Annotated in this window: 22 protein-coding genes and 1 tRNA gene; 6 read left to right on the plus strand and 17 right to left on the minus strand. The window is 60.5% G+C overall.

The features are described from left to right. Positions 1–136: 136 nt before the first annotated feature. The 3 genes from K3756_RS14060 to K3756_RS14070 form a co-directional block, all read right to left on the minus strand. Entirely contained in the window at positions 137–1,534 is a 1,398-nt protein-coding gene (locus K3756_RS14060; protein WP_259988433.1) for an FAD-binding oxidoreductase, read from the minus strand. Positions 1,535–1,538: 4 nt separating this feature from the next. Continuing rightward, entirely contained in the window at positions 1,539–3,317 is a 1,779-nt protein-coding gene (ggt, locus tag K3756_RS14065; protein ID WP_259988435.1) for a gamma-glutamyltransferase, read from the minus strand. Positions 3,318–3,400: 83 nt separating this feature from the next. Further along, positions 3,401–4,387, minus strand: a complete 987-nt coding sequence (locus K3756_RS14070; protein WP_259988437.1) for a D-glycerate dehydrogenase — start codon at positions 4,385–4,387, stop codon at positions 3,401–3,403. Between the two features lie 126 nt (positions 4,388–4,513). On the opposite strand from K3756_RS14070, the gene K3756_RS14075 reads away from it, so the two are divergent. The 4 genes from K3756_RS14075 (at position 4,514) to K3756_RS14090 (ending at position 7,624) form a co-directional block, all read left to right on the plus strand. Then, positions 4,514–5,050 (plus strand): SH3 domain-containing protein, encoded by a 537-nt coding sequence (locus K3756_RS14075; RefSeq protein WP_259988439.1) that lies wholly within the window; start codon positions 4,514–4,516, stop codon positions 5,048–5,050. A 69-nt stretch (positions 5,051–5,119) separates the two neighbouring features. Continuing rightward, a complete protein-coding gene (locus K3756_RS14080) occupies positions 5,120–6,109 on the plus strand; it encodes an NADPH:quinone reductase (RefSeq protein ID WP_259988441.1) in 990 nt (329 codons plus the stop codon). A 36-nt stretch (positions 6,110–6,145) separates the two neighbouring features. Next, positions 6,146–7,474 (plus strand): mechanosensitive ion channel family protein, encoded by a 1,329-nt coding sequence (locus tag K3756_RS14085; RefSeq protein WP_259988443.1) that lies wholly within the window; start codon positions 6,146–6,148, stop codon positions 7,472–7,474. Positions 7,475–7,549: 75 nt separating this feature from the next. Further along, positions 7,550–7,624, plus strand: a tRNA-Gln gene (locus tag K3756_RS14090). 159 nt (positions 7,625–7,783) lie between these two features. Here the strand turns inward: K3756_RS14090 and K3756_RS14095 are convergent. The 13 genes from K3756_RS14095 to K3756_RS14155 all read right to left on the minus strand — a co-directional run bounded on the left by K3756_RS14095 (position 7,784) and on the right by K3756_RS14155 (position 19,542). Then, entirely contained in the window at positions 7,784–8,677 is an 894-nt protein-coding gene (locus K3756_RS14095; protein WP_259988445.1) for a metal ABC transporter solute-binding protein, Zn/Mn family, read from the minus strand. 2 nt (positions 8,678–8,679) lie between these two features. Then, positions 8,680–9,015, minus strand: coding sequence for a hypothetical protein (locus tag K3756_RS14100; RefSeq protein WP_259988447.1), 336 nt, complete (start codon positions 9,013–9,015; stop codon positions 8,680–8,682). Further along, on the minus strand, positions 9,012–9,782 hold the full coding sequence (locus K3756_RS14105; RefSeq protein ID WP_259988449.1) for a DUF4198 domain-containing protein: 771 nt from the start codon (positions 9,780–9,782) through the stop codon (positions 9,012–9,014). Before K3756_RS14105 ends, K3756_RS14100 begins: the two co-directional genes overlap by 4 nt. A gap of 17 nt (positions 9,783–9,799) precedes the next feature. Continuing rightward, entirely contained in the window at positions 9,800–10,969 is a 1,170-nt protein-coding gene (locus K3756_RS14110) for an ABC transporter permease (protein WP_259988451.1), read from the minus strand. Further along, positions 10,966–11,634 carry an ABC transporter ATP-binding protein gene (locus K3756_RS14115; RefSeq protein WP_259988453.1) on the minus strand — a complete coding sequence of 223 codons (669 nt, stop codon included), beginning with the start codon at positions 11,632–11,634 and terminating at the stop codon, positions 10,966–10,968. The genes K3756_RS14110 and K3756_RS14115 overlap by 4 nt, the downstream gene beginning before the upstream one ends. Further along, entirely contained in the window at positions 11,634–12,212 is a 579-nt protein-coding gene (locus K3756_RS14120) for a hypothetical protein (RefSeq protein ID WP_259988455.1), read from the minus strand. The genes K3756_RS14115 and K3756_RS14120 overlap by 1 nt, the downstream gene beginning before the upstream one ends. Before the next feature lie 206 nt (positions 12,213–12,418). Next, a complete protein-coding gene (locus K3756_RS14125) occupies positions 12,419–13,792 on the minus strand; it encodes an FGGY-family carbohydrate kinase (RefSeq protein ID WP_259988456.1) in 1,374 nt (457 codons plus the stop codon). Further along, complete coding sequence (locus tag K3756_RS14130; protein ID WP_259988457.1) at positions 13,789–14,106, minus strand: L-rhamnose mutarotase; 318 nt, start codon at positions 14,104–14,106, stop codon at positions 13,789–13,791. The genes K3756_RS14125 and K3756_RS14130 overlap by 4 nt, the downstream gene beginning before the upstream one ends. After that, positions 14,103–15,107, minus strand: coding sequence for an ABC transporter permease (locus tag K3756_RS14135; RefSeq protein ID WP_259988459.1), 1,005 nt, complete (start codon positions 15,105–15,107; stop codon positions 14,103–14,105). Before K3756_RS14135 ends, K3756_RS14130 begins: the two co-directional genes overlap by 4 nt. Further along, entirely contained in the window at positions 15,104–16,096 is a 993-nt protein-coding gene (locus K3756_RS14140) for an ABC transporter permease (RefSeq protein ID WP_259988461.1), read from the minus strand. The genes K3756_RS14135 and K3756_RS14140 overlap by 4 nt, the downstream gene beginning before the upstream one ends. Further along, positions 16,093–17,637 carry a sugar ABC transporter ATP-binding protein gene (locus tag K3756_RS14145; protein ID WP_259988463.1) on the minus strand — a complete coding sequence of 515 codons (1,545 nt, stop codon included), beginning with the start codon at positions 17,635–17,637 and terminating at the stop codon, positions 16,093–16,095. The genes K3756_RS14140 and K3756_RS14145 overlap by 4 nt, the downstream gene beginning before the upstream one ends. 74 nt (positions 17,638–17,711) lie before the next feature. Next, positions 17,712–18,704 (minus strand): rhamnose ABC transporter substrate-binding protein, encoded by a 993-nt coding sequence (rhaS, locus tag K3756_RS14150; protein ID WP_259988465.1) that lies wholly within the window; start codon positions 18,702–18,704, stop codon positions 17,712–17,714. Positions 18,705–18,729: 25 nt separating this feature from the next. Continuing rightward, the gene (locus K3756_RS14155) at positions 18,730–19,542 is read right to left on the minus strand and encodes a DeoR/GlpR family DNA-binding transcription regulator (protein WP_259988467.1); all 813 of its coding nucleotides are present in this window, start codon (positions 19,540–19,542) and stop codon (positions 18,730–18,732) included. A gap of 186 nt (positions 19,543–19,728) precedes the next feature. Here K3756_RS14155 and K3756_RS14160 point away from each other — a divergent pair, with 186 nt between their 5' ends. Beyond that, positions 19,729–21,831, plus strand: a complete 2,103-nt coding sequence (locus K3756_RS14160; protein WP_259988469.1) for a bifunctional rhamnulose-1-phosphate aldolase/short-chain dehydrogenase — start codon at positions 19,729–19,731, stop codon at positions 21,829–21,831. A 10-nt stretch (positions 21,832–21,841) separates the two neighbouring features. Continuing rightward, a complete protein-coding gene (gene rhaI / locus K3756_RS14165) occupies positions 21,842–23,116 on the plus strand; it encodes an L-rhamnose catabolism isomerase (RefSeq protein ID WP_259988471.1) in 1,275 nt (424 codons plus the stop codon). Positions 23,117–23,197: 81 nt separating this feature from the next. Here the strand turns inward: rhaI and K3756_RS14170 are convergent, their stop codons facing one another. Beyond that, positions 23,198–23,863, minus strand: coding sequence for a YafY family protein (locus K3756_RS14170; protein ID WP_259988473.1), 666 nt, complete (start codon positions 23,861–23,863; stop codon positions 23,198–23,200). Positions 23,864–23,926 lie beyond the last annotated feature (63 nt).

Genomic DNA, 23,926 nt, shown 5'->3' on the forward strand with positions numbered 1-23,926 from the left:
CAGAGTGATGAAAAATCAGACGCGTGGCAGGATGCGCACGAACGCAACCTTGCCGCGCGGGGATGGCATGATCCATGTCCTGTCCCCGAGCCGCAAGACATGCCCGAACCCTCAACAACCGGGCTGCGACCCATGGCTAGATAATCTTGCCCGGGTTCATGATGCCGTCCGGATCGAGCGCCTGCTTGATTGCGGCCATCACCGGGACGGCGCCGCCGAGTTCCTTTAGGAGATAGGGCTTCTTGCCCTGCCCGATCCCGTGCTCTCCGGTGCAGGTTCCGTCCAGCGCGATCGCCATTTCGGCCAACCAGCTGACGAATTGCTCCGCCCGTGCCACTTCACCCCGGTCGTCCAGATCAAGCAGGACCGAGGCATGGAAATTGCCGTCTCCCGCATGGCCGACGATCGGCGCGATCAGATCCAGTTCGGCGGCCTTTCGGTTGGCCGCACCGACTGCTTCGGCAAGACGCGAGATCGGCACACAGACATCGGTCGCCACCGCCTTGCACCCCGGGCGCAACGCCAGCATCGCCCAATAGGCGTCGTGTCGCGCCTGCCAAAGCCTGTTTCGGTCCTCCAGCGTGGTCGTTGCCGCATAACCGGTCCCGCCGAATTCTGCCGACAACATGCCAAAGGTTTCTGCCTGCTCCGCGACCCCTGCTTCGGAGCCGTGGAATTCGAGCAGCAGCAGGGGAGTTTCTGGCAGGTCAAGCTTCGAATAACCGTTGACCGCTTTGACCACCATCGCATCCAGCAATTCGATCCGCGCAACCGGCAGCCCGTACTGGATCACGGCCATCACCGCCTCGCACGCCGCCTCGACCGTGGGGAACGAACAGCTCGCTGCGGAAATCGCTTCGGGAATGCCTTGTAGCCGCAGCGTGATTTCAGTGATCACACCCAGCGTCCCTTCAGAGCCCACCATAAGCCGCGTCAGATCATATCCGGCGGATGATTTGCGCGCCCGCGTGGCTGTGCGGATGACCTCGCCGTTTGCCATGACCGCCTCGACGGACAGCACATTGTCTTTCATGGTGCCGTAGCGCACGGCGTTGGTTCCCGATGCACGGGTCGCTGTCATCCCGCCAATGCTCGCATCTGCTCCGGGATCGATCGGGAAAAACAGGCCCTGATCGCGCAGGTGTGTATTTAGCGCCATGCGGGTCACCCCGGGCTGCACACGGCAGTCCAGATCACCTGCGTTGACCTCGATCACCTGATCCATTTGGCTTACATCGATGCTGATGCCGCCCTGGGGCGCATTCACATGCCCCTCAAGCGACGTGCCGGTCCCGAATGGAATGATCGGCACCCGATGTGCGGCGCAGGTCTTTACGATTTCTACAACCTCTTGCGTGGTATGGGCGAAAACCACGGCGTCGGGCGGCTCATTGGTGATCCAGGTGGTGGTGTGGCCGTGTTGCGCGCACAACGCCGCCCCGGTTTGAAGCCGTTCACCGAACCGTTGCTTGAGGATACCGCACACGGCGCCGATCCCGGTGTCATTGCGTGCGAGCATGTCCGCCTGCGCCATTGTGTCAGTCTCCCAATGCGATGCCTTCGCGACGCGGATCCGCCCCGCCACGTAGGCCGTCACCGATCGCGATCATGTGCAAACCGGACGTCAGCGCGCGCACGTTCGTCTCATAGCCGATCGCGGCGAGGCCGTCGGCCCACCCTTCGGCGGCTGTGCCCTCTTCGACATCATAGGTGCCGAAGCGGTTGACCGCATGGGGCATTGCGGCGGCTTCCTGCACGTTCATGCCCCAATCAAGGGTCGCGATGATCGCCTGGGCCGTGTATCCGATGATACGGCTGCCACCGGGGCTGCCCACGGCAAGAACGGGCTTGTCATCCTTCATGACGATGGTCGGCGACATGGACGACCGCGGTCGTTTGCCCGGCTCCACACGGTTTGCCACGGGGACCCCGTCTCGCTGGCTGCGGAAGGAGAAATCCGTAAGCTCATTGTTGAGCAGAAAGCCCCCCACCATCAAACGGCTGCCGAAACCGTTTTCAATTGTCGTGGTCATGGATGCCACATTGCCCATGCTGTCGACAATCGACACATGCGAGGTTGAAGGGTATTCAATGGCGTCGTCATCGGCCCAAAACAGTGCGTGATCAAATTCGGGCGTGCCGGGGCTGACTTCTGGAAGCGCGTCGTCACCCGTCAAAAGCGCGCCGCGCTGTTGCAGATAGGCCGGATCGATCATGCCCGCGATGGGGACCGGCACATAGTCACTGTCCGCCACATACCGGCCCCGATCCGCAAAAGCGAGCCGCGAGGCATCACCGATCAATCTGCGCACATTTATGTCGTCCGGCCCTGCACTCAGGTCGTGCTGCTCGAGCATGCCCAACGTCTGCCCGACAGCCAGAGCTCCCGAAGACGGCGGACCCATCCCGCAAACATCATGCGCACGGTAAGTCACGCAGACGGCCTCGCGCTCCTTGACCCGGTAGATTGCCAGATCCACTTCGGACAGTACCCCAGGATTGTCCGCCACACCGCGCACGGTCGCCACGATCGTTTTGGCAAGCGGCCCTGCGTAGAACGCACCGACACCGTCCTGCGCCAAGGTTTTCAACGTTTCGGCATAGGGCCGGTTGACCAAAGTCTCACCTGCGCTGATCGGGCGGCCGGCGGGCATGAAATAGGACGCTGTGATGTCGCTGCGCCCCAGCCGCTCGGCATCCGCCGCAACCAACTGCGCCAAACGCGGGCTGACCACAAACCCCCGTGTCGCCAGATCGATCCCCGGCTGCAAAAGGCTGGCCCACTCCTGCGACCCCCACTTCCGGTGCGCCTCAGCCAACAAGGCAGGCGTGCCGGGCGTGCCCACGGACCTGCCCCCGACAACGGCGTCGAAAAACCCCAGCGGCTCACCGTCAGCATCCTGAAACAGGCGCGGCGTCGCGGCAAGCGGGGCTGTCTCGCGGCCATCGAGCGTGGTCAATTCGCCCGCTTCCGCGTCGTACCAAACCAGAAAAGCGCCGCCTCCAAGACCCGAACTCTGCGGCTCCACAAGCCCAAGCACAATCTGGACCGCCACCAGCGCATCCGCCGCTGTCCCTCCGGCGGCCAGCACATCCGCCCCCGCCTTCACCGCATGCGGGTTCGCCGCGGCAACCATCCAGGTATCGGCCTCGACCGGAACACCGGCCTCCTTGGCCTCCAGCGCTGCAGTCACGGCAGGTGACAGGCTTTCAAAATCCCCCCGGCTCGCCGCTTCCGGAGCAACGGCGTCCGCGGCCTGCTGCGCCTGGGCGGCCCCCGCCAACATCAGTGCAACGATCATTCCGGCATTTCGCATGGCATTTCTCCTCCAGAGGGGGCTTCATCTTGCCCTTTAAACTCAATCCCGCACGCGCCGCCTGCGCCGACGTTGCGCCTGTTTTACAACATCGCGGGGACGACCTGATCGGGGGGGCGATGGCCGTCATTGAATGTCTTGATGTTGATGATGACCTTTTCGCCCATCTCGACACGACCTTCCAACGTCGCAGACCCCATGTGAGGCAACAGCACGACATTGCTCAGCTCGCGCAGCCGGGGATTGATCTCCACCCCGTGCTCGTACACATCGAGCCCGGCCCCCTTGATATCGCCAGACCGCAGCATGCGGGTCAGCGCGTTCTCGTCCACCACCTCCCCGCGCGAAGTATTCACCAAAACAGCATCCGGCTTCATCAGCTTGAGCCGGCGCGCGTTCATCAAATGGAACGTAGAGGGCGTGTGCGGACAATTGATGGAAAGCACATCCATCCGCGCAACCATCTGATCGAGACTTTCCCAATAGGTCGCCTGAAGCTCGCTCTCGATCTCGGGACGCAGGCGTTTGCGGTTGTGGTAGTGGATCTGCATGCCAAAGGCCGCCGCTCGGCGCGCCACAGCCTGTCCGATCCGGCCCATGCCCAGAATTCCCAGACGGCGACCCGAGATACGCCCGCCCAACAGGGCGTTGGGCGCCCAGCCCGTCCATTCGCCGCGCTGCATCTGCGCCATGCCCTCGGGCATCCGGCGTGTGACCGCGAGGATGAGCGCCATCGTCATGTCGGCCGTGTCATCTGTCAGAACACCCGGCGTGTTGCTGACGAGCACACCGTTCTGGCGCGCGGTCGCCATATCGATGTGGTCAACCCCGGCCCCGTAATTCGCGATCAGCTTGAGCCGGTCTCCCGCCTGCGCGATCAGCGCGTTGTCGATCACATCCGTCAGCGTCGGCACCAGCACATCGCAGGTCTTGATCGCGTCGGAGAGCTCTGACCGGGTCATGGGGGTGTCGTCGTCGCGCAAGCGGACATCGAACAATTCCGACAGTCGCGTCTCGACGACCTCCGGCAACCGTCGCGTGACTACAACACTTAGTCGTTGTTTTGACATAGGGACCTTTCATGTCTTGGCGCAGCGTAGATGTTGCAGGCATGGTGACCCAATCGGCGACAGGTCACAAGAACCATGCGCCGGATTTAAAGCGGTTAGATTCAAAGACAGTGCAGGCAGCACACCATGACAAGGCAAAAAATGCGCGGGTTCATTGCTCATTGGGCTGCAGCAATCGCTGTGGCCTGCACCGTTGGCTTCGCCGCGCCAACGGTGGCCTTGTCAGACAACGCGCGGGTCGGAAAGGTAACGCACCGTCCGATACCGCGGTTTGTCTCCATGAAGGCATCCGAAGGCAACGTCCGGCGCGGCCCGTCGCTGACGCATCGCATCGACTGGGTTTTCAAACGGCGTGACATGCCCCTGCGTATTACCGCGGAACACGGCCATTGGCGCCGCGTCGAAGACCGTGACGGCATGGGGGGCTGGGTCCATTATTCCCTGTTGTCGGGCACACGCACCGCGCTGGTGGAAAAAGACATGCTCACCCTGCATGCGCGCCCCGATGCAAACGCCCCTGTGACCGCGGCACTCGAACTGGGTGTCGTGGCTCGCATCAGCGCCTGCGACACCGAATGGTGCCTGCTTCGCTCAGGCGGCTATAAGGGCTGGGCCCCCAAGGCCCGTCTTTGGGGCGTCGGCACATCCGAGATCATCGACTGACGCTGCACATTGCGCATGCCACCGCTTTGAGGGACAGTTGCGCCAAGCGCAATGATCAGGACATTCCCCGTGCACGCCATTACCTATGAACGCTTTGGTCCCGCCTCGGACGTACTCAGCCCAGCCGATATCGAAAGTCCCTCGCCCGGCGAAGGTGAGGTGCGCGTCAAGCTCAGCTTCAGCGGTGTGAACCCTTCAGATATCAAGGCCCGCGCCGGCACGCGCCCCGGCGTCACAAAACCCGCCTTTCCCAAGGTCATTCCGCACAGCGACGGGTCGGGCATCATCGAAGCGGTCGGGGCTGGCGTTGATCCGGCCCGCATCGGCACCCGCGTATGGATCTGGAACGGTCAATGGCAACGCGCATTCGGCACGGCGGCCACGCATATCACTTTGCCCTCGGCACAGGCGGTCGCCCTGCCTGACAGCGTGTCGCTCGAGACAGGTGCCGTGCTGGGCATTCCGGGCCTGACCGCGGCAGAGGCTGTTTTTGGCGGCGGCGACGTCGCGGGGCAGACGCTTCTTGTTGCCGGTGCAGGGGGCACGGTCGGCTTTCTGGCACTTCAATTGGCAAAATGGGGCGGTGCCAAGGTGATTGCCACCTGCAGCCCGCGCGACTTTGACCGGGCGAGCGCTGCGGGCGCGGACGCCGTTATCGACTACCGCGCCGAAGATTTGCCCGCCCGCATCCACGCAGCCAACGACGGCAAAGATATCGACCGCATTACCGAAGTGGAGTTCGGCGTGAACATCGCGTGCGATGCGGAGGTCATTGCCCCAAATGGTACGATCGCCGCCTTTGGCTCGGCTCTCGATATGACCCCGACAGTGCCTTTTGGGCCGTTGCTGTTCAAAGCGGTCACGATCGACATCATCCTGATTTATCTGCTGCCCGACGACCGGCGCCAGCGCATGATCGAGCGCCTCCACGTCGCACTGGACGCGGGCGCGCTGGTTTGCCCGGTGGAAGCGGTCTTTGAACTGGCGGACTGCGCCGCAGCACATGACGCGGTACTGGCCGGCAGCCGGACGGGCGCCATATTGCTTTGCTGTGAGTAATCACCTGCCTGTGCGTCCTCAACCAGAAAGCTGACCATGATCCGCCTTATCGCCCTGCTGGTATTCATTACGTTGCCATTCCACACCCTGGCGCAGAACGCCGATCAACCCTCAGGGACGATCGCGGTTGCCGATGACGCAAGGCAGGATGCCGCCATCGCAGAACGCATTCGCGGCATTCTGTCGGAACTTGAGGGCTACGACGATGTGACCGTCGATGTGGCATCGGGCATCGTAACCCTGCGCGGTGATACCATTGACGGAGCGGCGGCCGAGAGGCTGAGCGAACTGGTCAGCCGTGTCGAAGGGGTGGTCGCGATTGAGAACGAGGTGGCGGAAACCACCGATGTCGTGCGACGGCTCAATCCCGCGTTCGATCGCTTTCGCGACCGCGCGCAGCAGGTTGTCGCGTTTCTCCCTCTCGCCGCCGTGGCGCTCGTGGCATTCTTCGCCATCGCGGCCCTCGGCTTTGTGCTCGCGCGGATGAAGCAGCCCTGGGACAGGCTGGCCCCTAACGCCTTTATCGCCGACATCTACCGTCAGGTGCTGAGGCTGTTGTTCATTCTGGGCGCGTTGGTGGTGGCGATGGATCTGATGGGTGCCACGGCCCTGCTGTCGGGCATTCTGGGCGCGGCGGGGATCGTCGGTCTGGCCATCGGTTTTGCGGTGCGCGACACGGTCGAGAATTTCATCGCGTCGATCATGCTGTCGATCCGCCAGCCGTTTCGACCGAATGATACTGTCGAGATCGAAGGCGATACCGGCAAGGTCATCCGCCTGACCAGCCGCGCAACCATCCTGCTGAGCTTTGATGGCAATCACATCCGCATTCCCAATTCGACCGTTTTCAAGAGCCGCATCGTCAATTTTTCGCGCAACGCGGAACGGCGCTTCAACTTCAGTCTCAGCGTGAAACCGGACACCGATCTGGCGCATGCGCAGACGCTGTCGCTCAACACGCTCAACGGCTTGCCCTTTGTTCTGAAAACCCCCGCGGCAAGTGTCTGGATCGAATCGGTCGACGACAGCTATGTCACGATGAGCATGGCGGGATGGATCGATCAGAACGCCACGTCGATCGTGCTGGCGCGCAGTGAGGCGATCCGGTTGGTGCAAGCGGCCTTCGACACGCAAGGCATCGGGGCGGATGTACCGGCATACCGTGTCGTGCACGAGGGCGCGCCGTTTGTGGCCACGCGCGAAGAGGAAACCGCCCGTGCGCCCGAGTTCGAAGGCCCCGCAAAGGCCCCCACACCGGCGCAACCTGTTGAAGCGACAGAAGACAAGGAACTGGCCCAGATCGTCGACATGGAACGCGCCGGAGAACGTTCTGATCTGCTGCGCGAGAACGGGGAACAGGAGTAAGGTGAAAATTCGTGAATTTTCTTGTCAAAAATGGCTTGCGCCCGACGCCCGACAGCCCTATCTAACGCCCCACGTTGGGATGTAGCCAAGTGGTAAGGCAACTGTTTTTGGTACAGTGTACCGTAGGTTCGAATCCTACCATCCCAGCCAAATTTTCCTGCTCCGATCAAGTGTGAATGCGTGTCGATTGACGGCCGCGGCTTTGCCAGGATGCAGTATGCGCGCACGCTTGCGCGCCTAAGGTGGAAGGTCTGGCACGCGATTGTCGCCGGTGCAGATCGCCTGCCCTGCTATTCGTATCAGACTGATCTATTGATCCAGCGCCTCGGACAGACCGAAAATCGCCTCTTCAAAGACTTCTGTATAAGTCCGTCCGACCACCGGCTGCGCAAGGGGCGGAAAGACGATGTTTTGCAGCCCGAGGGCTGACGTCATTTCAAACGCGCCCGCCGGTGGTGTCGCCTCCCAGATCAGCACCTGAGCCCCCGTTTCGGTAATTCGCGATTTCAAATCGGAAATGTCCGCCTCTGTCGGCATGGCACCCGCGTCCCACTCCAATGAGGTGATGGACAAATCGTAGCGGTCGGCGAAGTACTCGTATCGTGGATGCGTTGCGATGAGCGTAACGTCTTGCAGGTCAGCACGCATTGCTTTTGCCGCGTCATCCAGCGCATCAAGATCGGCTCGTAATGCTGCAAGCCGTGCCTGAGCGTCCGCTTCTGATACAAGACCGCGCGCCGTGATCGCGGCGGCAATCGCCTCTGCCTGTGCTGCGGCCAGAGTGGGATCAAGCCAGACGTAGGAGGCCACCCCCTCATGAGAGTGCTCACCGCCGTCGCCGTGGCTGTGGGTGATGCTTTCGGTCATGATGAATTGGTCTTCGATATCGGCCGATGTGTTCACCAGCTTTGCGCGCGACAGCGACACGCGGTCGATCCACGACGCAAAACCGGCCCCGTTCAACAGGACCAGATCGGCGGACTGCACCATGCTGATATCGGCAATCGACGGACGCCAGAACGACGGGTCCACATCGCGGGGCACCGGGAAGACCACATCTCCTGCATCGCCGATCAGACGCTGCGCAAAATATTGCAGGGCGTGGTTCACGGCGACGATTCTGGGGCGGTCCTGGGCCACTGCCATCTGTGCGGAATAAATGATGAGGCCAGCGGCCAGCAGGGGTTTGATAAGGCGCAACATCACTAGCTCTGGCAATTCTTCGATATGTCTTCGGGTGTCACGATCCAGTAATTGTCGTGGCTGCCGGTATCCACTTCGATCACCAGCCCCTCGCTATGATCCACGCTTTGCAACGGGACGGCCAGTGTGCCGTCCTTCCCAATGGGAAGCGTCGTCAGCAGCGTATTCTGACCGTCCAGCACCCGCACGTCCGCTATCTGCACCGCTTTCCCGTTGGAAAACTTGGCCTCGACCGTGACCGCGGTGCAATCAACGGATGCGAAGACGGTCAGCTGGTGTGCAGCCGCCCCGAATGGTGCGGCCGCCAGAACACATGCGAGTGTGCCGGTGCGGATCACTGGCCGGTCCATTCTTCGAAATGCACCCAGATCACAGCGCCCAGTTCGACGGCTTTGTCCTCACCGTCTTGCGGCAACGTATAATCAGCGGTGTTCAGGGCCGCGAACCCCCACCAGCCATCGGACGGCGGCGCGTACGTAAAGACGCCGTCGGCATCTGCCTTGACGGTCTGGGTTATCATCAACGCGTCGGGAACCGTGGCTTCGGCGCCCTCGTTAAAGAACTCCACCTCGACTTCGGCGTAAGGCACGGGCGCCCCGTCCATCTTGACGATCCCCTGAAAAACATTGTGCTCCCACAGTCCGAATGGCTTGGACAGCGGCACGATTTCCGTCTTGAGGCCCAGTTCGGTATCCCAGCCTTCGTCATCGCCATAAGCTGTGACGTAGGTCTTGGTGTAATGGATGATAAAGGCGTCTTCGGCGGGTTCCCAGTAGGGCTGCGGCTCCATCGCGAAGATATAGGTACCGGGCCGGTCCAGCGCGAAATCAAGTGTGTACCCCTGATCCTCCATGACTGTCGCATCCTCAAGATCAGCCAGCAGATCGGACGTGGTGCCCTCATGGGTGACGGAAAACGCGACCGGCGTGTCGAGCATCATGCCGTCCAGCTCGAACGGATGCGAAAACGACATGGTCAGCCCGACACTGCGCCCGTCTTCCTGACTGATCATCGGATCGTCGGGAATGATCATGCCATAATGCGCGAGCCCAGGCGTCGCGATCAGAAGACCCCAGATAGATGCGGCGAGAAAATTGTATTTCATAAAAACTCCAACGATGCTCATGAGCCCAGGGCAAGCAGCCAGCCTACCCAGCGATCCGCATTGCGCGACACGACAGCGGCGCCGAGCCCTGCTATGATTCCCGACAACAAGAGTAATGTAAGTGTTTCCGCTGACAACAGCCGCAGGACCATTCCCCGCCGCGCGCCTAATTTTACAGCAGTTGCGATCTCGCGCGCCCGCAAACGGTAGCTGAGGAAAACCGCCAGCCCGATGGCCGCGAAAGCCGCGATGGCGATGATCATCGTGACCACATCCAGTAATGACTTGATGCGGAATATGCGATCCACCAACCCTTGGATGACGCCTGCCGGTTCGATCAGCTGCGTCGGGGTGTCAGTGCCCAGATACCGCCCCTTTAGGATGGTCGCCGAGCGCGTGTCATTCGGCACGACGATCACGGCCGATGTCGGGAAATCATCCTTGCTTCCGTGAAAATGGAAACTTTCGATATTGTCCTGTGTGATGCGCTGGTACTGCACGACGGCGGCATTCGCGACAGTTTCGCTGCCCGCGGCTACCTCGGCCGCGGTGACGACATCCTCGTGACCGTGACCGATGCCCTGAATAACCCAGGCCGTTTTGATGTCCACAAAGATGGCCTGATCATCGGGCGAATTTGTCGGCGCGAGGACACCGACGATCGGCATCTCCAACGGGTAGACACCGTCAAGATCGAACAGGTTTTCCGGCGAAGACACGAGACTGTCGCCGACCCCTTTTCCAAGCACTTTTGCCACGTCTGCACCGATGATTGCATCACCCAGCACAGACAGGCCGCGCCCGTCGGCAAAACCCAGCCCGCGAAAGTCGAAATAGTCGAGCGTGGTACCCACGATGCGGAACCCGCCCGACGAGAAGGCCGTATGCACCGGTATCGGTGTGGCAAGCCCGCTGTCCCAGACTGCCTCGACCTCGCGCATTTCCACCGGATCGGGGCGCTCATCCGAAAAGTAGAGGGCCGCCATGGTCAGGTCGAGTTGCGATCCGCGACTGCCCAGCAGCAGCGGTGTTGCGTCGCCCCGCGCCACGAGGGCGCGTTCGCTGGTGGACAACAGGATTTGCGTGGCCACCGGCACGAACAGGATCAGGGCTGCGACCAGCGTCATCACAAGGCTGCGGCCCCAATGGTACCGCAGATAGGCGAATGCGAGATAAAGCGCGTTCATGTCCCGGCACTTTCGCGGAATTGGGCAAAGTCCAGCACCCGCTCGAAACGCGGCAGCAGTTCGTGGTCATGGGTCACGGCAAGCACGGCGGCCCCCGCTTCTGACGCCTGCGCAAACAGCAGGTCAAGAATGCGCGCCTTGCTGTCGGGATCCAGATTGCCGGTTGCCTCGTCCGACAGGATCAGTTTGGGCCGGGTGACCAGCGCCCGGCAGATCGCGACCCGCTGCTGTTCACCTTGACTGAGAGCCGTGGGGTGGCGGTCCAGCTTGTCACCAATACCGCAGGATGCGGCCAACGCCTCTGCCCGCTCGCGCGCTGCGGCGTCAAGTGTCAGGGCGGGCGTAATCCGGTAGGGGTAGAGAATATTCTGCCGTGCGGACAGGTAGTCGAGCAACGCGAAATCCTGAAAAACGAAACCGATCGTGCTCGCCCGAAAGCGGCGACGTTGCACATCCGTCAGGGCCGCAACATCGGTACCGGCCACATCGATGCGGCCTGCTTCTGGCGTCAGGATACCCGCGATCAGGTTCAGGAGCGTTGTCTTGCCGCTGCCGCTTTGTCCGACTATGGCGACACGTTCCTGCGGGCCCAGAGTGAACGCCGGAACATTCAGTCCAAACCCAGTGCCGCTGTAGCGGAAAGTGAGGTTCTCGATGGAGACCATCAATTCGTTTGCGGGGCAGGAAAGGTCTCGCCCGCCGTGTCCCGATTGACGTCCAGCAAAGCGAAATCGGTGATGCGCCACGCGCCCTCCACAGGGGCGACAGACAATTCGGCGCTGTATGTATTGCCGCGAACGTGCAGGTGTTCCGCGTGTCCGACCGTGCCAATCACTTGCCAGGATGCGTCGATGGCCAAAGTTGCCCCTTCACGGGCGATCTGGGTGTTCAACAGCTTGATCTCGTGGATGGTCTGGTCCGCCTCTTCCAGACCGCCGCCCGCCATCGCCCCCACCCTTTCGAGATACAGGTACTCGAGCGCATCTCCGTGGGTGACGCTGGCCAATGTATCGTAAATGCCATCTTCCTGCGTTTGCCCGAAAGCGTCGTAGACGACCAACAGCAGGGCGGGCGTCAGGCTCCAGAACTCCGTGAGCGCCTGATCGACTGTCAACGGCTCAAGGCCGGGTGCCGTGAACGCGTCGGTTTCCGACACTCCTTCTTGCGATGGCATGAAGAAGACTGCAGCCAGCAGTGCGGCGCAACCGACGGCAATGCCAGCAAGGATCGGAGTGCGGTTCATCAACGAAATTATCCAGGTGCGACGGTTCTACGTCGCCAAACTTGTTACAGGCTGGCACGGACTTCAAGGGGCGACTGTGCCGCTTCGGATACGAAACCTCTCGGTTTCATGATGACGGGCGCACAATGCAACGCACGCTGGACAAAACGATGCTGTCCAACGATTTCCTTGCGGGGTTCAAATATCTGCAGGTGCTTGACCGTCGGCTAGCCCGTCGCCTCTGATCGCCAGAGCGCTGCGTATCTTTGCAGTTTTGCAGGGTCGTAAGCGGAACGCGCCGGAACAGGCTTTGCCAGTTTCGCCTCACGCTCGAACAACAATGCAGCGCCTATGCTGGTGCCCGTTGCGGCTTCGCTGGTCAGGACGTCGCGTCCGGTTGTTGCTGCGAGCATCGCGACGAATTCGGCATTTCGGGCGAAAGGCCCTTCGACAATCGTGGGGCCCCGAGCGCCCGTAAGCCTCAGACAGGTGTCGGTCATCAAGGCAAGATAGAACGACACTGCTGCAGACCGCGCGCCGCTGCCGACCTCCGGCTCGGTCGGTGTCCAGCGCATGTTCTGTCCGGCAAAAGGGCCTGTTTGCGGTTCGACGGCGGGCAGAAGCCTGATGCCCGCGTCCAGAACGCGCATGACGTCCTCTCCACTCGGCAATGTCTCGTGACCACGTTGAGCAAGCTCGTATTCGCGCCCGCCCATAAAGCGCGCGCTGGGTACGGGGTCGCCGCGGGCATCGACATTCATCAAGGTGTCGCGCTGCGGATCAAGGGCGACGTCTTTGCCGCCCACGGACATGGTCACGACCCACGTGCCGGTCGAAACCACCGAAAACGCCCCCTCCTGCGTGAGCAAATGGGGGTAGAGCGATGCGTTGGAATCGTGAATGCCAACGCTGACCTGCGTATCAAGGGGAAGACCAGTTTGGCCGGAAATTTCGGGGCGGATCGTCCCGAGAATATCCGTGGGCTTGCGCACCGGCGCGATCTTGTCCGCGATACCAAGCTGCGCGGGCAAATCGGAGAAGCGCGCGGCGCGGGGCACCCAGAGATCCGTATGGCACCCGAGCGAGGTCACGTCCGTCGCGGTCGTGCCTGTCAGGCGATGGCCCCAATACTGCGGGTAGGTCACGATCTGTGCGGTGCGTTCGCGCAGGCTCGGGTCCTGTGCGAACATCCAGTGCAATTGCGCGCCTACGTTCAGACCGCCAGCAAGTGTCGGTGATCCGGTTTCCGGAAAATCGGGCTTGAGAACCGCGTAATCCGCGACCGTCTCGGCCGAATACATATGCTCGTAATCCAGTATGGGCGCTGCTAGCTGTCCGTCACCGGTGAGCAAAGCGGCGCAGGCACCGTGGGTGGTGACCGAGATCGCGTCGATGCGGTGCTCCTTGTGAAAGCGGTTGAGGGCATCAAGAAGGAACGCCCAGTGCCCCTCCACATCGAAGTGGGGCCATGGCCCGTCCGTCTGGACGGTGTTCGGGCGGGTCAGTACGGCCACTTCCGTGAGATTTGGCAGGTCCACAAGCGCCAGCTTGGCGTTGGTTTTGCCGATGTCGATCACGGCGATGTGGCGCAGGGCTTTCATGGCATGTGGAACAATCGCTCAAGTGGCACGGCCACGGGTGCATTGTCTGGACCGGTTTCCATGATGTCGGCCATGTGGGCCCACCATTCCTGCATGACCGGATGGTTGGGCAGATCATCCATCGTATGATCCGCAGACCGCGTCAGAACACCGATCAGAAGGTTGGTTTCAGGGTCGAGATGAATGGAGTAGTCACTGATCCCTGCGTCGTGCAGCAGATCAACCAGCGCGGGCCAGATCGCATCGTGGCGGCGGGCGTACTCGGCCTCCATTGCGGGGTTCAGACGCATGCGAAAGACGTAGCGTTCGGTCATGTTCCCCTCCGTGCGGCGATCATGGCCCACAGGCGTGGCAAGGCGATGACCCCGATCAGCAAAAGACCGATGAAGATCGACATGACGATACCCGGCACGTTCAACAGGCCAAGCCCGAAGGTGACAAGCCCCATGACAAAAGCCGCGATCACCACACCGGGGATCGACCCGGATCCACCGAGGATATTGACGCCACCAAGGACGACCATGGTTACCACTTCGAGTTCCATCCCGGTTGCGATACTGGGGCGGGTCGAACCAAGGCGCGACGTCAGGCAAACGGCGGCCACGCCCGACATCAGACCGGTAAGCAGGAACAGGATGAACTTGACCCTCTGCACCCTGATTCCACTGAAAAGAGCGCCGGTTGGATTATTGCCAATCGCAAAGACTGCCCGGCCGAAGTTGGTTTTGTGCAGCAACACGCCGTAGATGATGGCGATGACGACGAAGAGCAGCATCTCGACCGTGAACACCCAGTAAATGTAGCCCTGACCAAACCACGAAAAGCTGGCCGGATATCCGCGGAACGCATCGTCGCCGAGGATGATAAAGCTGATGCCGCGAAACAGGCTCATGGTGCCGATGGTGACAACGATAGACGGCAAGCCGAGGACCGTGACAAAAAACGCGTTGAACGCACCGCACAACAGGCCCACGGCAAGCCCGATCACCACCAGTTCAGGCGTGCCGGCCCCGTATTGCAACGCCAGCCCCATCGCGGTGCTGGCAAGCGCGATGATCGAGGCAACCGAAAGATCGATCTCCCCCGAAATGATCAGCAGCGCCATGGCAAAGGCGATCATGGCTTTCTCGGTGAAATTGAACGTCGCGTCGCTCAGGTTCCAGGCGTTCAGGAAATAGGGTGAAGCGAAACTATTGATGACGAAGATCGCAATCGCCACGGCGAGCAGCAGCGCTTCCCAACTGCGCAGCGTACGATAGACGCCGCTGTTGAGGCGATCGGGCACATTGCGGGATTGAGCACTGGTGTCGGTCATGGCGCGCCTTCCGTCGATGTCTCGGCTGATTTGAGGATGATCCGGCCTTTGGTGCGTCCTGCGCGGGCGTTGAAGGCGACGGCAATCAGGATCGCGCTGCCGGAGATTGCCAATTGCCAGAAGGGCGAGATGTTGACCACAGGCAGCGCGTTTTTCACCACCCCGAGAAAGATCGCACCCAGCACCGCGCCGCCCACCGTCCCGACACCACCCGCAATCGAAATCCCCCCGATGACGCAGGCGGCAACGACTTCAAGCTCGAACCCGCCGGCGATATCGACATAGGCCACCGCGAAACGCGACACCCAGAGGTAACCGGTAAGACCTGCCAGCGCACCCGAGATCACAAAGGCCGCGAACTGCGTCTTTCCGACGTTGATGCCCGTGTAAACGGCGGCATGGGGATTGCCCCCTACCGCAAAGATCGACCTGCCCAAAGGCGTGCGCGACATCATGACCGCAAAGCCGATGACGCAAACGATGGCGATCCATGACAGAACCGGCAGACCGAGAATTTCGGCACGGGGAAACCCCGTGAAAGCAGGCGACATTTCATGCGAGTTCACCCATTTCCCATCCGAGATCAGAAAGATAATGCCCCGGAAAATGGTCATGGTGCCAAGGGTGACCACGATCGGCGGGATCGCCAGTTTCCAGACAAGGATGCCATTTATCGCCCCCATGACCGCACCCATTGATAGGGCGATCACGATAATTACCGGGATCGGCAGACCCGGCATCGCGACATTGATCATGGCCACCGCCATGCCCGTCAGCGCCAGATTGGCCGCCACCGACAGATCAATGCAGCGTGTCAGGATCACCACCATCTGACCCAGCGCAAGGATGATCAGCGGTGCGGTGTCGTTAAAGACATTCGCCAGATTGGAGGGGGCCACGAACCCCGAAAACCGCGATGCAATCAGGACAATCAGCACCAGAATGGCGGCGGCAAGGATGGTTTCGCGGACAGGGATAAGGCGGGTCATGCCGGGACACTTTCAGCCGGTGCAGAGATGCCTGCGGCGTGCCGGACAAGTGTTTCCGGGGTAAGCGCGTCTCCTGCCAGTTCTGCGGCGATGCGTCCGTCCCGCATGACGATCACACGATCGGACATGCCGATGACTTCGGGGATTTCCGAGCTGACCATGATCACGCTGAGGCCCTGTGCAGCCAGTTCGGCCATGAATTCGTGAACCGCTGCCTTTGACCCGATATCGATGCCTTTCGTCGGCTCATCCAGAATGATGACCTGCGGCTGGGTCGCGAGCCATTTGGCGATGACAACCTTTTGCTGGTTGCCCCCTGACAGATTGCCCACGTCCTGATCTAGCGACGCGGCGCGCAAATCCAATCGCTCGGCGTATTCCCGTGCCAGTTTGAATTCTTCGGCCAAGCGCAGAAAGCCGCGCTGCGACGTGCGGCCAAGCGACGGCAGGGTAATGTTCTGGAAAATCGGCAATCCGATGATTGCCCCCTGTTTGCCGCGGTCTTCCGGGACATAGACGATACCGTTGTTCACGGCATCGGCAGGCGAGCGGATGATGCGGATATCGCCGTTGATCTTGGTGACGCCCTTGCTCGGTCTGGTGATGCCAAAGAGCGCCTGCATGAACTCGGAACGCCCCGCCCCGACAAGCCCGTAGAAGCCAAGGATCTCGCCGCGTTTGAGGGTGAAGCCGATGTCAGCGAATTCGGTGGGATGATCGTAGCCGACGACTTGCAGCACGTCCTCCCCCACGGCCGTATTCCGGTCGGGAAAGATATGATCGACGGCGCGACCCACCATCATTTTGACCAGCGCATCCTCGTCGATGTCCGCGATCAACCCGTCGCCCACGAAGGCACCGTCGCGAAAGACGGTGTAGCGATCGGCAATCCGGAAAATCTCGTCGAACTTGTGACTGATGAACAGGATCGCTTTGCCTTGGGCTTTCAAGGTTTCGACCAGTTCGTACAGCTCTTCGATTTCCTTGTGCGACAGGGCGGCGGTGGGTTCGTCCATGATGACCACACGCGCGTCGACGGACAAGGCCCGCGCGATGGCGACAAGGTGTTTGTTGGCAATGCCAAGCTCGCGCAACTGGGTGTAAGAGCTGAACGGCGCGCCGATCTCTTGCAGCAAGGTTGTCGCGTTGCGGTGCATTTCGGCTTTGTCTATCAGGCCGAACCGCGTACGCGGCGCATGACCGATATAGATGTTTTCGGCGACGGAAAGTTCGTCAAAGAGAACGGTTTCCTGATGGATCGCCGTGATGCCAGCGTCGGCAGCGTCATTGGGATTGGAAAACGTTACAGGATCGCCATCGATGCGGATCGTCCCCCCATCGGGAAAGTAGATGCCGGTAAGGATCTTGACGGTGGTGGATTTGCCCGCCCCGTTTTCCCCGACGAGGGCGGTGACCTGACCGGGGTAAAGGTCGAGTTTCACCTCGTCCAATGCCTTCACTCCGGGGAAGGTCTTGGTGATCATGTCCATGGAAACGACCGGGGACACGAGCGGCGAATTTGGCGCGATCTGCGTCGTCATTCGGAACCTCATCTGGAGTGGGGACATGTCCGGCCCGGCGCAACTGAGCACGCCGGACCATTCAGGGAGGTGGTTTAGAAGATCGACTTGAACTGGTCGATGTTGCTGGCGTCGTAGACGAACGGATCGGCCATCGCGCCTTCGTTGTTTTCATCCAGCGTCAGGCTGCCCATGCGGCCCATCGGGATTTCTGCGCCAGGTTCGGCTTCAGCACCGTTCTTGCTCAACTCATAGGCCAGCATTGTGGCAGAGTAGCCCAGATCAATCGGGTTCCAGATTGCAAATGACTTGGATGCGCCGGATTCGATGGCACCGGCCATTTCGGACGGCAGACCAAGCCCCGTGACGTTCACTTCGCCGACCTTGCCCGCGTCGACAACGGCTTGGGCCGCAGCGACGATACCGACGGACGTCGGTGCAATGATTGCATCCAGATCGGGATAGGACTGCATCAGACCGGTGGCCTCACGGTAGGATTTATCTGCAAGATCATCGCCGTAAACAGTGGCGACGACGTTGATGCCCTCGTAGTTGCCCAGAACCTTGTTCATTTCTTCCATCCAGATGTTCTGGTTGGTCGAGGTCGTGGTCGCCGATAGCAGCGCCACTTCACCGCCATCCGGCAGATGATCGGCCGCCAGCTTGATGATCATGTTGCCGATCAGAGAATTCGACGACGGGTTCAGGTGCAGCTGGCGCCCCTCCGGTGCCACGCCGGAATCCCAGCTAATCACCGTGATGCCACGCTGCATGGCGCGCTGAAGCGCAGGCACCAACGCGTCAGTGTCGTTGGCAGAAATCGCAATGGCATCGACCTGCTGGGCGATAAGCGCGTTGATGACTTCGATCTGGCCTTCTGCGGTGGTGTCGGTCGGACCGGTATAGATAATCTCGACATCGCCGAGTTCTGCGGCGGCTTCTTCGGCGCCTTGTGCGGCCGCTTCAAAAAATCCGATGCCCAGTGCTTTGACGACGACGGCAATACGCACGTCTTCTGCGAAGGCCGGTGTGCCCAGCATAGCGCCGGCGAGCGCAACGGATGTTGCTAGTTTTTTCAGTACACTCATGGTTTCCTCCCTGGAGTGGTTTCTTTCAGGCTGGCAGCGTCGCCACCTCCTCTTTGTGCGCGGCACCCGAAGGCACCACGATCAATGTCACATCCGCCGCGTCCAGCATGGCCGCCGTGCGGTCCTCAAGTCGGTCGTCGGTGATGATTGTGTCGATCCGGTCAAGCGGGCAAAGCACAAGGCTTGAGCGGTTTTCGAATTTCGAGCTGTCCACGAGGACGATCAGTTCTTCCGCCTGCCCGATCAGCTTTTGCTCGGCCTGCACCAGCAGCGGGTCTTGCTCCATCAGGCCGAGAGGCCCGATGCCCGCCGCCCCCATGAACATCCGCTTGGCGTAGAAATTGCGGGTCACATCATTATCGAAAGGCGACAGGATGATGTTTTGCTCACGGTAGATTATGCCACCCGACAGCATCACGGTGTTTGTGGTGTTCTTGAGCAGGTGCTCTGCGATCGGGAACGAGTTCGTGAACACCTGCAACCGCCGCGACGCCAACGGATGCACCATCTGGAATGTCGTCGTGCCGCCATTGATGATGATCGGTTCACCGTCTTCGCACAGATCGACGGCGGCAGCCGCAATCGCCTGCTTTTCCGTGATGTTCATGGTTTCGTTGACCGAAAAAGGGCGCCCGGACAGCCCGACAAATGGCGTCGCAGCGAGTGCTTCGGCCCCACCTCGCACCCGGCGCAGACGCTTTTGGTCGTCCAATGTGTTGATGTCACGACGCACAGTCGCCTCGGACGCGCCGGTCAAAGCGCAGAGATCCGCAACGGTGACCAGCGAACGGTCCTGAACGGCGGATAAGATAACGCGGTGTCTGTCTTTCTCGTGCATCGGATGCCCTTTCGATTGACCTAAGTTGGATTGAGTCGCCGCTCACTGTCAATCAGTTTTTATCAATTTCAATCATTCTGCGGCGCAACATGATTGTTTGTGATTGAAATTGATTGACTTGATGGAAGTGGCCCGTCACCTTGTTTTGGAACCAAAAGATTGAACCCGCCGCCTACGGAGCCACACATGACCTCTTCCGAAGCCTCGCAACGACTTGAAAACAAATGGGATGTGACCGTTTCCTCAAATATGAGCGAGCCGGAAAAGCTGCTGTACCGTTCGAACCTATTGGGGTCCGACAAGAGAATCACCAACTACGGGGGCGGCAACACATCTGCAAAGGTGATGGAAGTTGATCCGTTGAGCGGCGACACGGTCGAAGTCCTGTGGGTCAAGGGGTCAGGCGGGGATGTCGGGTCCATCAAGCTGGACGGGTTCTCGACACTTTACATGGACAAACTGGAAGCGTTGAAGGGCAAATACCGGGGCGTTGAATTCGAAGACGAGATGGTCGGCTACCTGCCCCACTGCACCTTCAATTTGAACCCGAGGGCCGCGTCGATTGACACTCCACTGCACGCCTATGTCCCGGCCAAACACGTCGATCACATGCACCCTGACGCCATCATCGCGATTGCCGCGGCCAAAGACAGCAAAGCGCTGACCCAAGAGATTTTCGGCGATAGCATCGGATGGTTGCCGTGGAAAAAACCGGGCTACGAGCTCGGGCTGTGGCTGTCAGACTTCTGCGCGAAGAACCCGGAGGCCAAAGGTGTCGTTCTGGAAAGCCACGGGTTGTTCACCTGGGCCGATGACGCGCAGGAGTGCTATGACCTGACACTTGCCGTCATCCAGAAAGCGATGGATTGGTTTGCCGCGAAGACAGACGGAAAACCCGCCTTTGGCGGGGCGGTCCATCACAGCCTTGACGCCAGTGCGCGACGTGCGGCAGCCGCCCGCCTGATGCCTGCCATTCGCGGCATGGTATCGGGCCAACAGCACATGGTCGGCCATTTCACCGATAGCGATGCGGTGTTGGAGTTCGTGAATTCCAAGGACATGGAGCGGCTCGCGGCGCTTGGCACCTCCTGCCCTGACCATTTCCTGCGCACGAAAATACGCCCGCTGGTTGTCAATTTCGATCCTGCCAAACCGGACGTCGATGCAACCCTCGCCGGATTGGGCGATGCGGTGGCGACGTACCGTGATGGCTACAATGCCTACTATGATCGGTGCAAACGCGACGACAGCCCCGCCATTCGGGACCCGAACGCCGTCGTTTATCTGATCCCGGGCGTTGGCATGATCACATTCGCCAAGGACAAAGCCACAGCGCGTATTTCGGGCGAGTTTTACGTCAACGCGATCAATGTCATGCGCGGGGCCGATGCGGTGTCCGAATATCAGGGCCTGCCGGAGCAGGAAGCGTTCGACATTGAGTACTGGCTTTTGGAAGAGGCCAAACTGCAGCGCATGCCAGCGCCCAAATCGATGGCGGGGCGTGTTGCCCTTGTCACCGGTGGAGCGGGCGGCATCGGCGCGGCGACGGCTGAACGCTATTTGCGCGAAGGCGCTTGCGTGATGCTGGCCGATATCGACGACGCGGCGCTGAAAGAAACATCAGCGCAGCTGAGTGACCGCTATTCCGAGGACGTCGTACGCACGGTCAACATGAACGTGACCAGCGAAGATGCCGTTGCCGCAGCCTATGGCGATATCGCCGCGGAATTCGGCGGCGTCGACATTCTGGTGTCCAACGCAGGCATCGCAAGCTCTGCCCCCGTCGAGGACACGACGCTCGATTTATGGAACAAGAACATGGCGATCCTGTCGACAGGGTATTTCCTTGTCAGCCGGGAGGCGTTCAAGCTGTTCAAGGTGCAGGACATGGGCGGCGCGGTCGTCTTTGTGGCATCGAAGAACGGGCTGGCGGCTTCGCCAAACGCATCGGCCTATTGCACCGCGAAAGCGTCGGAAATCCACCTCGCGCGGTGTCTGGCTTTGGAAGGCGCGCCAATGGGTGTGCGTGTGAATGTCGTGAACCCGGATGCCGTCCTGAAAGGCAGCAAAATCTGGCAGGGCGAATGGCTGGACCAGCGCGCGGGCACCTATGGCACTGACAAGGACGGGCTGGAAGCCATGTACCGCGACCGCTCGATGCTCAAAAGATCCGTCCTGCCCGAAGACATTGCCGAGGCCGCCTATTTCCTTGCTTCCGACCTGTCGGCGAAATCGACCGGAAACATCATCAACGTGGACGCAGGCAACGTCCAGGCATTCACACGGTAGGGGCAGATACATGATCCAGTCAGATATTATCTCGAAGTCAAACGACGCGGCTCTGGACAAACTTCAGGCGGACTATGAGGCGCTTGGCGCACACCTGGACCGGCGCGGCATAGACATTGCAGCGATCAAGACCAAGGTCGCCAAATACGGGGTCGCGGTGCCCAGCTGGGGTGTCGGGACCGGAGGCACACGGTTTGCGCGCTTTCCCGGCTCCGGCGAACCACGCGATATCTTTGACAAAATGGACGACTGCGGAGTGATCCACCAGCTGACCCGCGCCACACCGTCGGTGTCGCTGCACATTCCGTGGGATGCGCAGCCCGCGGCCGACCTGAACAGCAAGGCAGAAGAGGTCGGGCTGACGTTCGATGCGATGAATTCCAACACGTTCCAAGACCAACCCGATCAGACGCATAGCTACAAGTTCGGATCCCTTTCCCACGTTGACGCTGCTACGCGACAGCAGGCGGTCGAGCACAACATCGCATGTATCGAACTGGGGACGCAGATCGGCTCCAAGGCGCTGACGATCTGGGTCGGAGACGGGTCCAACTTTCCCGGCCAGACGAATTTCACACGTCAATTCGAACGTTATCTGGATGCGGCCAAACAGGTCTATGGCGCGTTGCCTGACGACTGGACCTTACTGACCGAACACAAGATGTATGAACCGGCCTTCTATTCCACGGTTGTGCAGGACTGGGGCACGAACCTGTTGATCGCCCAGCAGATGGGCGACAAGGCCAAATGCCTCGTCGATCTCGGCCACCACGCGCCCAACGTGAACATTGAAATGATCGTCGCGCGCTTGACGCAATTCGGCAAACTGGGCGGTTTCCACTTCAACGACAGCAAATACGGCGATGATGATCTCGACACCGGCAGCATCGATCCCTACCGCCTGTTTCTTGTCTTCAATGAGCTGGTCGAGGCCGAGGCGAACCCCGATTTCAACCCCATGCACATGCTGGACCAGAGCCACAACGTAACCGACCCGATCGAAAGCCTGATGGTGTCGGCGACCGAAGTGCAGCGCGCCTATGCACAGGCGTTGCTGGTGGACCGTGCCGCATTGGCGGGATTTCAGGATGACAATGACGCCTTGATGGCGACGACCACGCTGAAACATGGTTTTCGGACCGATGTCGAACCGATCCTTGCCATGGCCCGGTTCGAGACCGGTGGGGCGATCGACCCTGTCGCTGCCTACCGTGCATCGGGGTATCGGGCAAAAGTCGCCGAACAACGACCCGTCGTCAGCGGTGCGGGCGGTGGTATTGTATAGGGCGGATTAGGAGCTGCCCTGGTACTAGCCCCTGCACGCGGAGCACGTGGGTCGCCGTTTGCACATTGGTGCGCGCGCGGCTTACAGCCATTCTGAATACCCCTTGATCCACGCCTGCCGCAGTGCGTCACCCTTGCCGGCAAAACGTTCGGGCAGGATGCGGTACGACGAAATGCGATCGGGCCGGAAATGACGAAAATCATTTCGCAATTCGCACCACCCGGCAAGCACGATAGCATCCGAGTGATAGGCGATGGCGATGGGAAGGATGGTCCGCTGGCTTTGCGTCTGTGCGGCATTGCGATAGGCGATCCGGAGCTTTTGTTCTTCTCGAATGGCCTTTCGGATATCTGACAGATCGACAGATGCGGGTTCGTCCGCACCCCAACTCGATGCGAAAAGCGTGCCGCTGAGTGGCGTTGCATCGGTCAGTTTTCGCGCGGCGCTGCGTGCAGCGCGTTTCAGCCCCTTGTCTCCCGTCCGCGCAATCATCGCCAAGCCCACAGTGATGGCCTCGGCTTCTTCGATGTCGAAATTGATGGGCGGCAGATCAAAGCCCGAACGCATGATGTAGCCCACGCCAGCCTCTCCTTCTATCGGGATCCTAAGCGCCTGTAGTGACGCAATATCGCGGTAGACGGTGCGTTTGGTCACTTCCAGCGCTTGCGCAATGGACTGGGCCGTGCAGGGGGTCTGCGCGTTGCGCAGCAACTGGATTATCTCGAACATCCGAACCGATCGACCCATGCCACACTTCCGTAAACCATTCCGCTTTCGGCAGCGGCCCCGAGACTGCTGACACACACATGT

The sequence above is a fragment of the Sulfitobacter sp. S190 genome, from assembly GCF_025141935.1.
GTDB lineage: Bacteria > Pseudomonadota > Alphaproteobacteria > Rhodobacterales > Rhodobacteraceae > Sulfitobacter.

Coding starts and splice junctions, on each gene's coding strand:
- K3756_RS14070 (WP_259988437.1), bottom strand. CDS start 4,387: ATGTCAAAACAACGACTAAGTGTTGTAGTCACGCGACGGTTGCCGGAG.
- ggt (WP_259988435.1), bottom strand. CDS start 3,317: ATGCGAAATGCCGGAATGATCGTTGCACTGATGTTGGCGGGGGCCGCC.
- K3756_RS14135 (WP_259988459.1), bottom strand. CDS start 15,107: ATGACCGACACCAGTGCTCAATCCCGCAATGTGCCCGATCGCCTCAAC.
- rhaI (WP_259988471.1), top strand. CDS start 21,842: ATGATCCAGTCAGATATTATCTCGAAGTCAAACGACGCGGCTCTGGAC.
- K3756_RS14155 (WP_259988467.1), bottom strand. CDS start 19,542: ATGCACGAGAAAGACAGACACCGCGTTATCTTATCCGCCGTTCAGGAC.
- K3756_RS14125 (WP_259988456.1), bottom strand. CDS start 13,792: ATGAAAGCCCTGCGCCACATCGCCGTGATCGACATCGGCAAAACCAAC.
- K3756_RS14110 (WP_259988451.1), bottom strand. CDS start 10,969: ATGAACGCGCTTTATCTCGCATTCGCCTATCTGCGGTACCATTGGGGC.
- K3756_RS14120 (WP_259988455.1), bottom strand. CDS start 12,212: ATGAACCGCACTCCGATCCTTGCTGGCATTGCCGTCGGTTGCGCCGCA.
- K3756_RS14115 (WP_259988453.1), bottom strand. CDS start 11,634: ATGGTCTCCATCGAGAACCTCACTTTCCGCTACAGCGGCACTGGGTTT.
- K3756_RS14095 (WP_259988445.1), bottom strand. CDS start 8,677: ATGTTGCGCCTTATCAAACCCCTGCTGGCCGCTGGCCTCATCATTTAT.
- K3756_RS14145 (WP_259988463.1), bottom strand. CDS start 17,637: ATGACGACGCAGATCGCGCCAAATTCGCCGCTCGTGTCCCCGGTCGTT.
- rhaS (WP_259988465.1), bottom strand. CDS start 18,704: ATGAGTGTACTGAAAAAACTAGCAACATCCGTTGCGCTCGCCGGCGCT.
- K3756_RS14130 (WP_259988457.1), bottom strand. CDS start 14,106: ATGACCGAACGCTACGTCTTTCGCATGCGTCTGAACCCCGCAATGGAG.
- K3756_RS14140 (WP_259988461.1), bottom strand. CDS start 16,096: ATGACCCGCCTTATCCCTGTCCGCGAAACCATCCTTGCCGCCGCCATT.
- K3756_RS14075 (WP_259988439.1), top strand. CDS start 4,514: ATGACAAGGCAAAAAATGCGCGGGTTCATTGCTCATTGGGCTGCAGCA.
- K3756_RS14085 (WP_259988443.1), top strand. CDS start 6,146: ATGATCCGCCTTATCGCCCTGCTGGTATTCATTACGTTGCCATTCCAC.
- K3756_RS14170 (WP_259988473.1), bottom strand. CDS start 23,863: ATGGGTCGATCGGTTCGGATGTTCGAGATAATCCAGTTGCTGCGCAAC.
- K3756_RS14160 (WP_259988469.1), top strand. CDS start 19,729: ATGACCTCTTCCGAAGCCTCGCAACGACTTGAAAACAAATGGGATGTG.
- K3756_RS14105 (WP_259988449.1), bottom strand. CDS start 9,782: ATGAAATACAATTTTCTCGCCGCATCTATCTGGGGTCTTCTGATCGCG.
- K3756_RS14060 (WP_259988433.1), bottom strand. CDS start 1,534: ATGGCGCAGGCGGACATGCTCGCACGCAATGACACCGGGATCGGCGCC.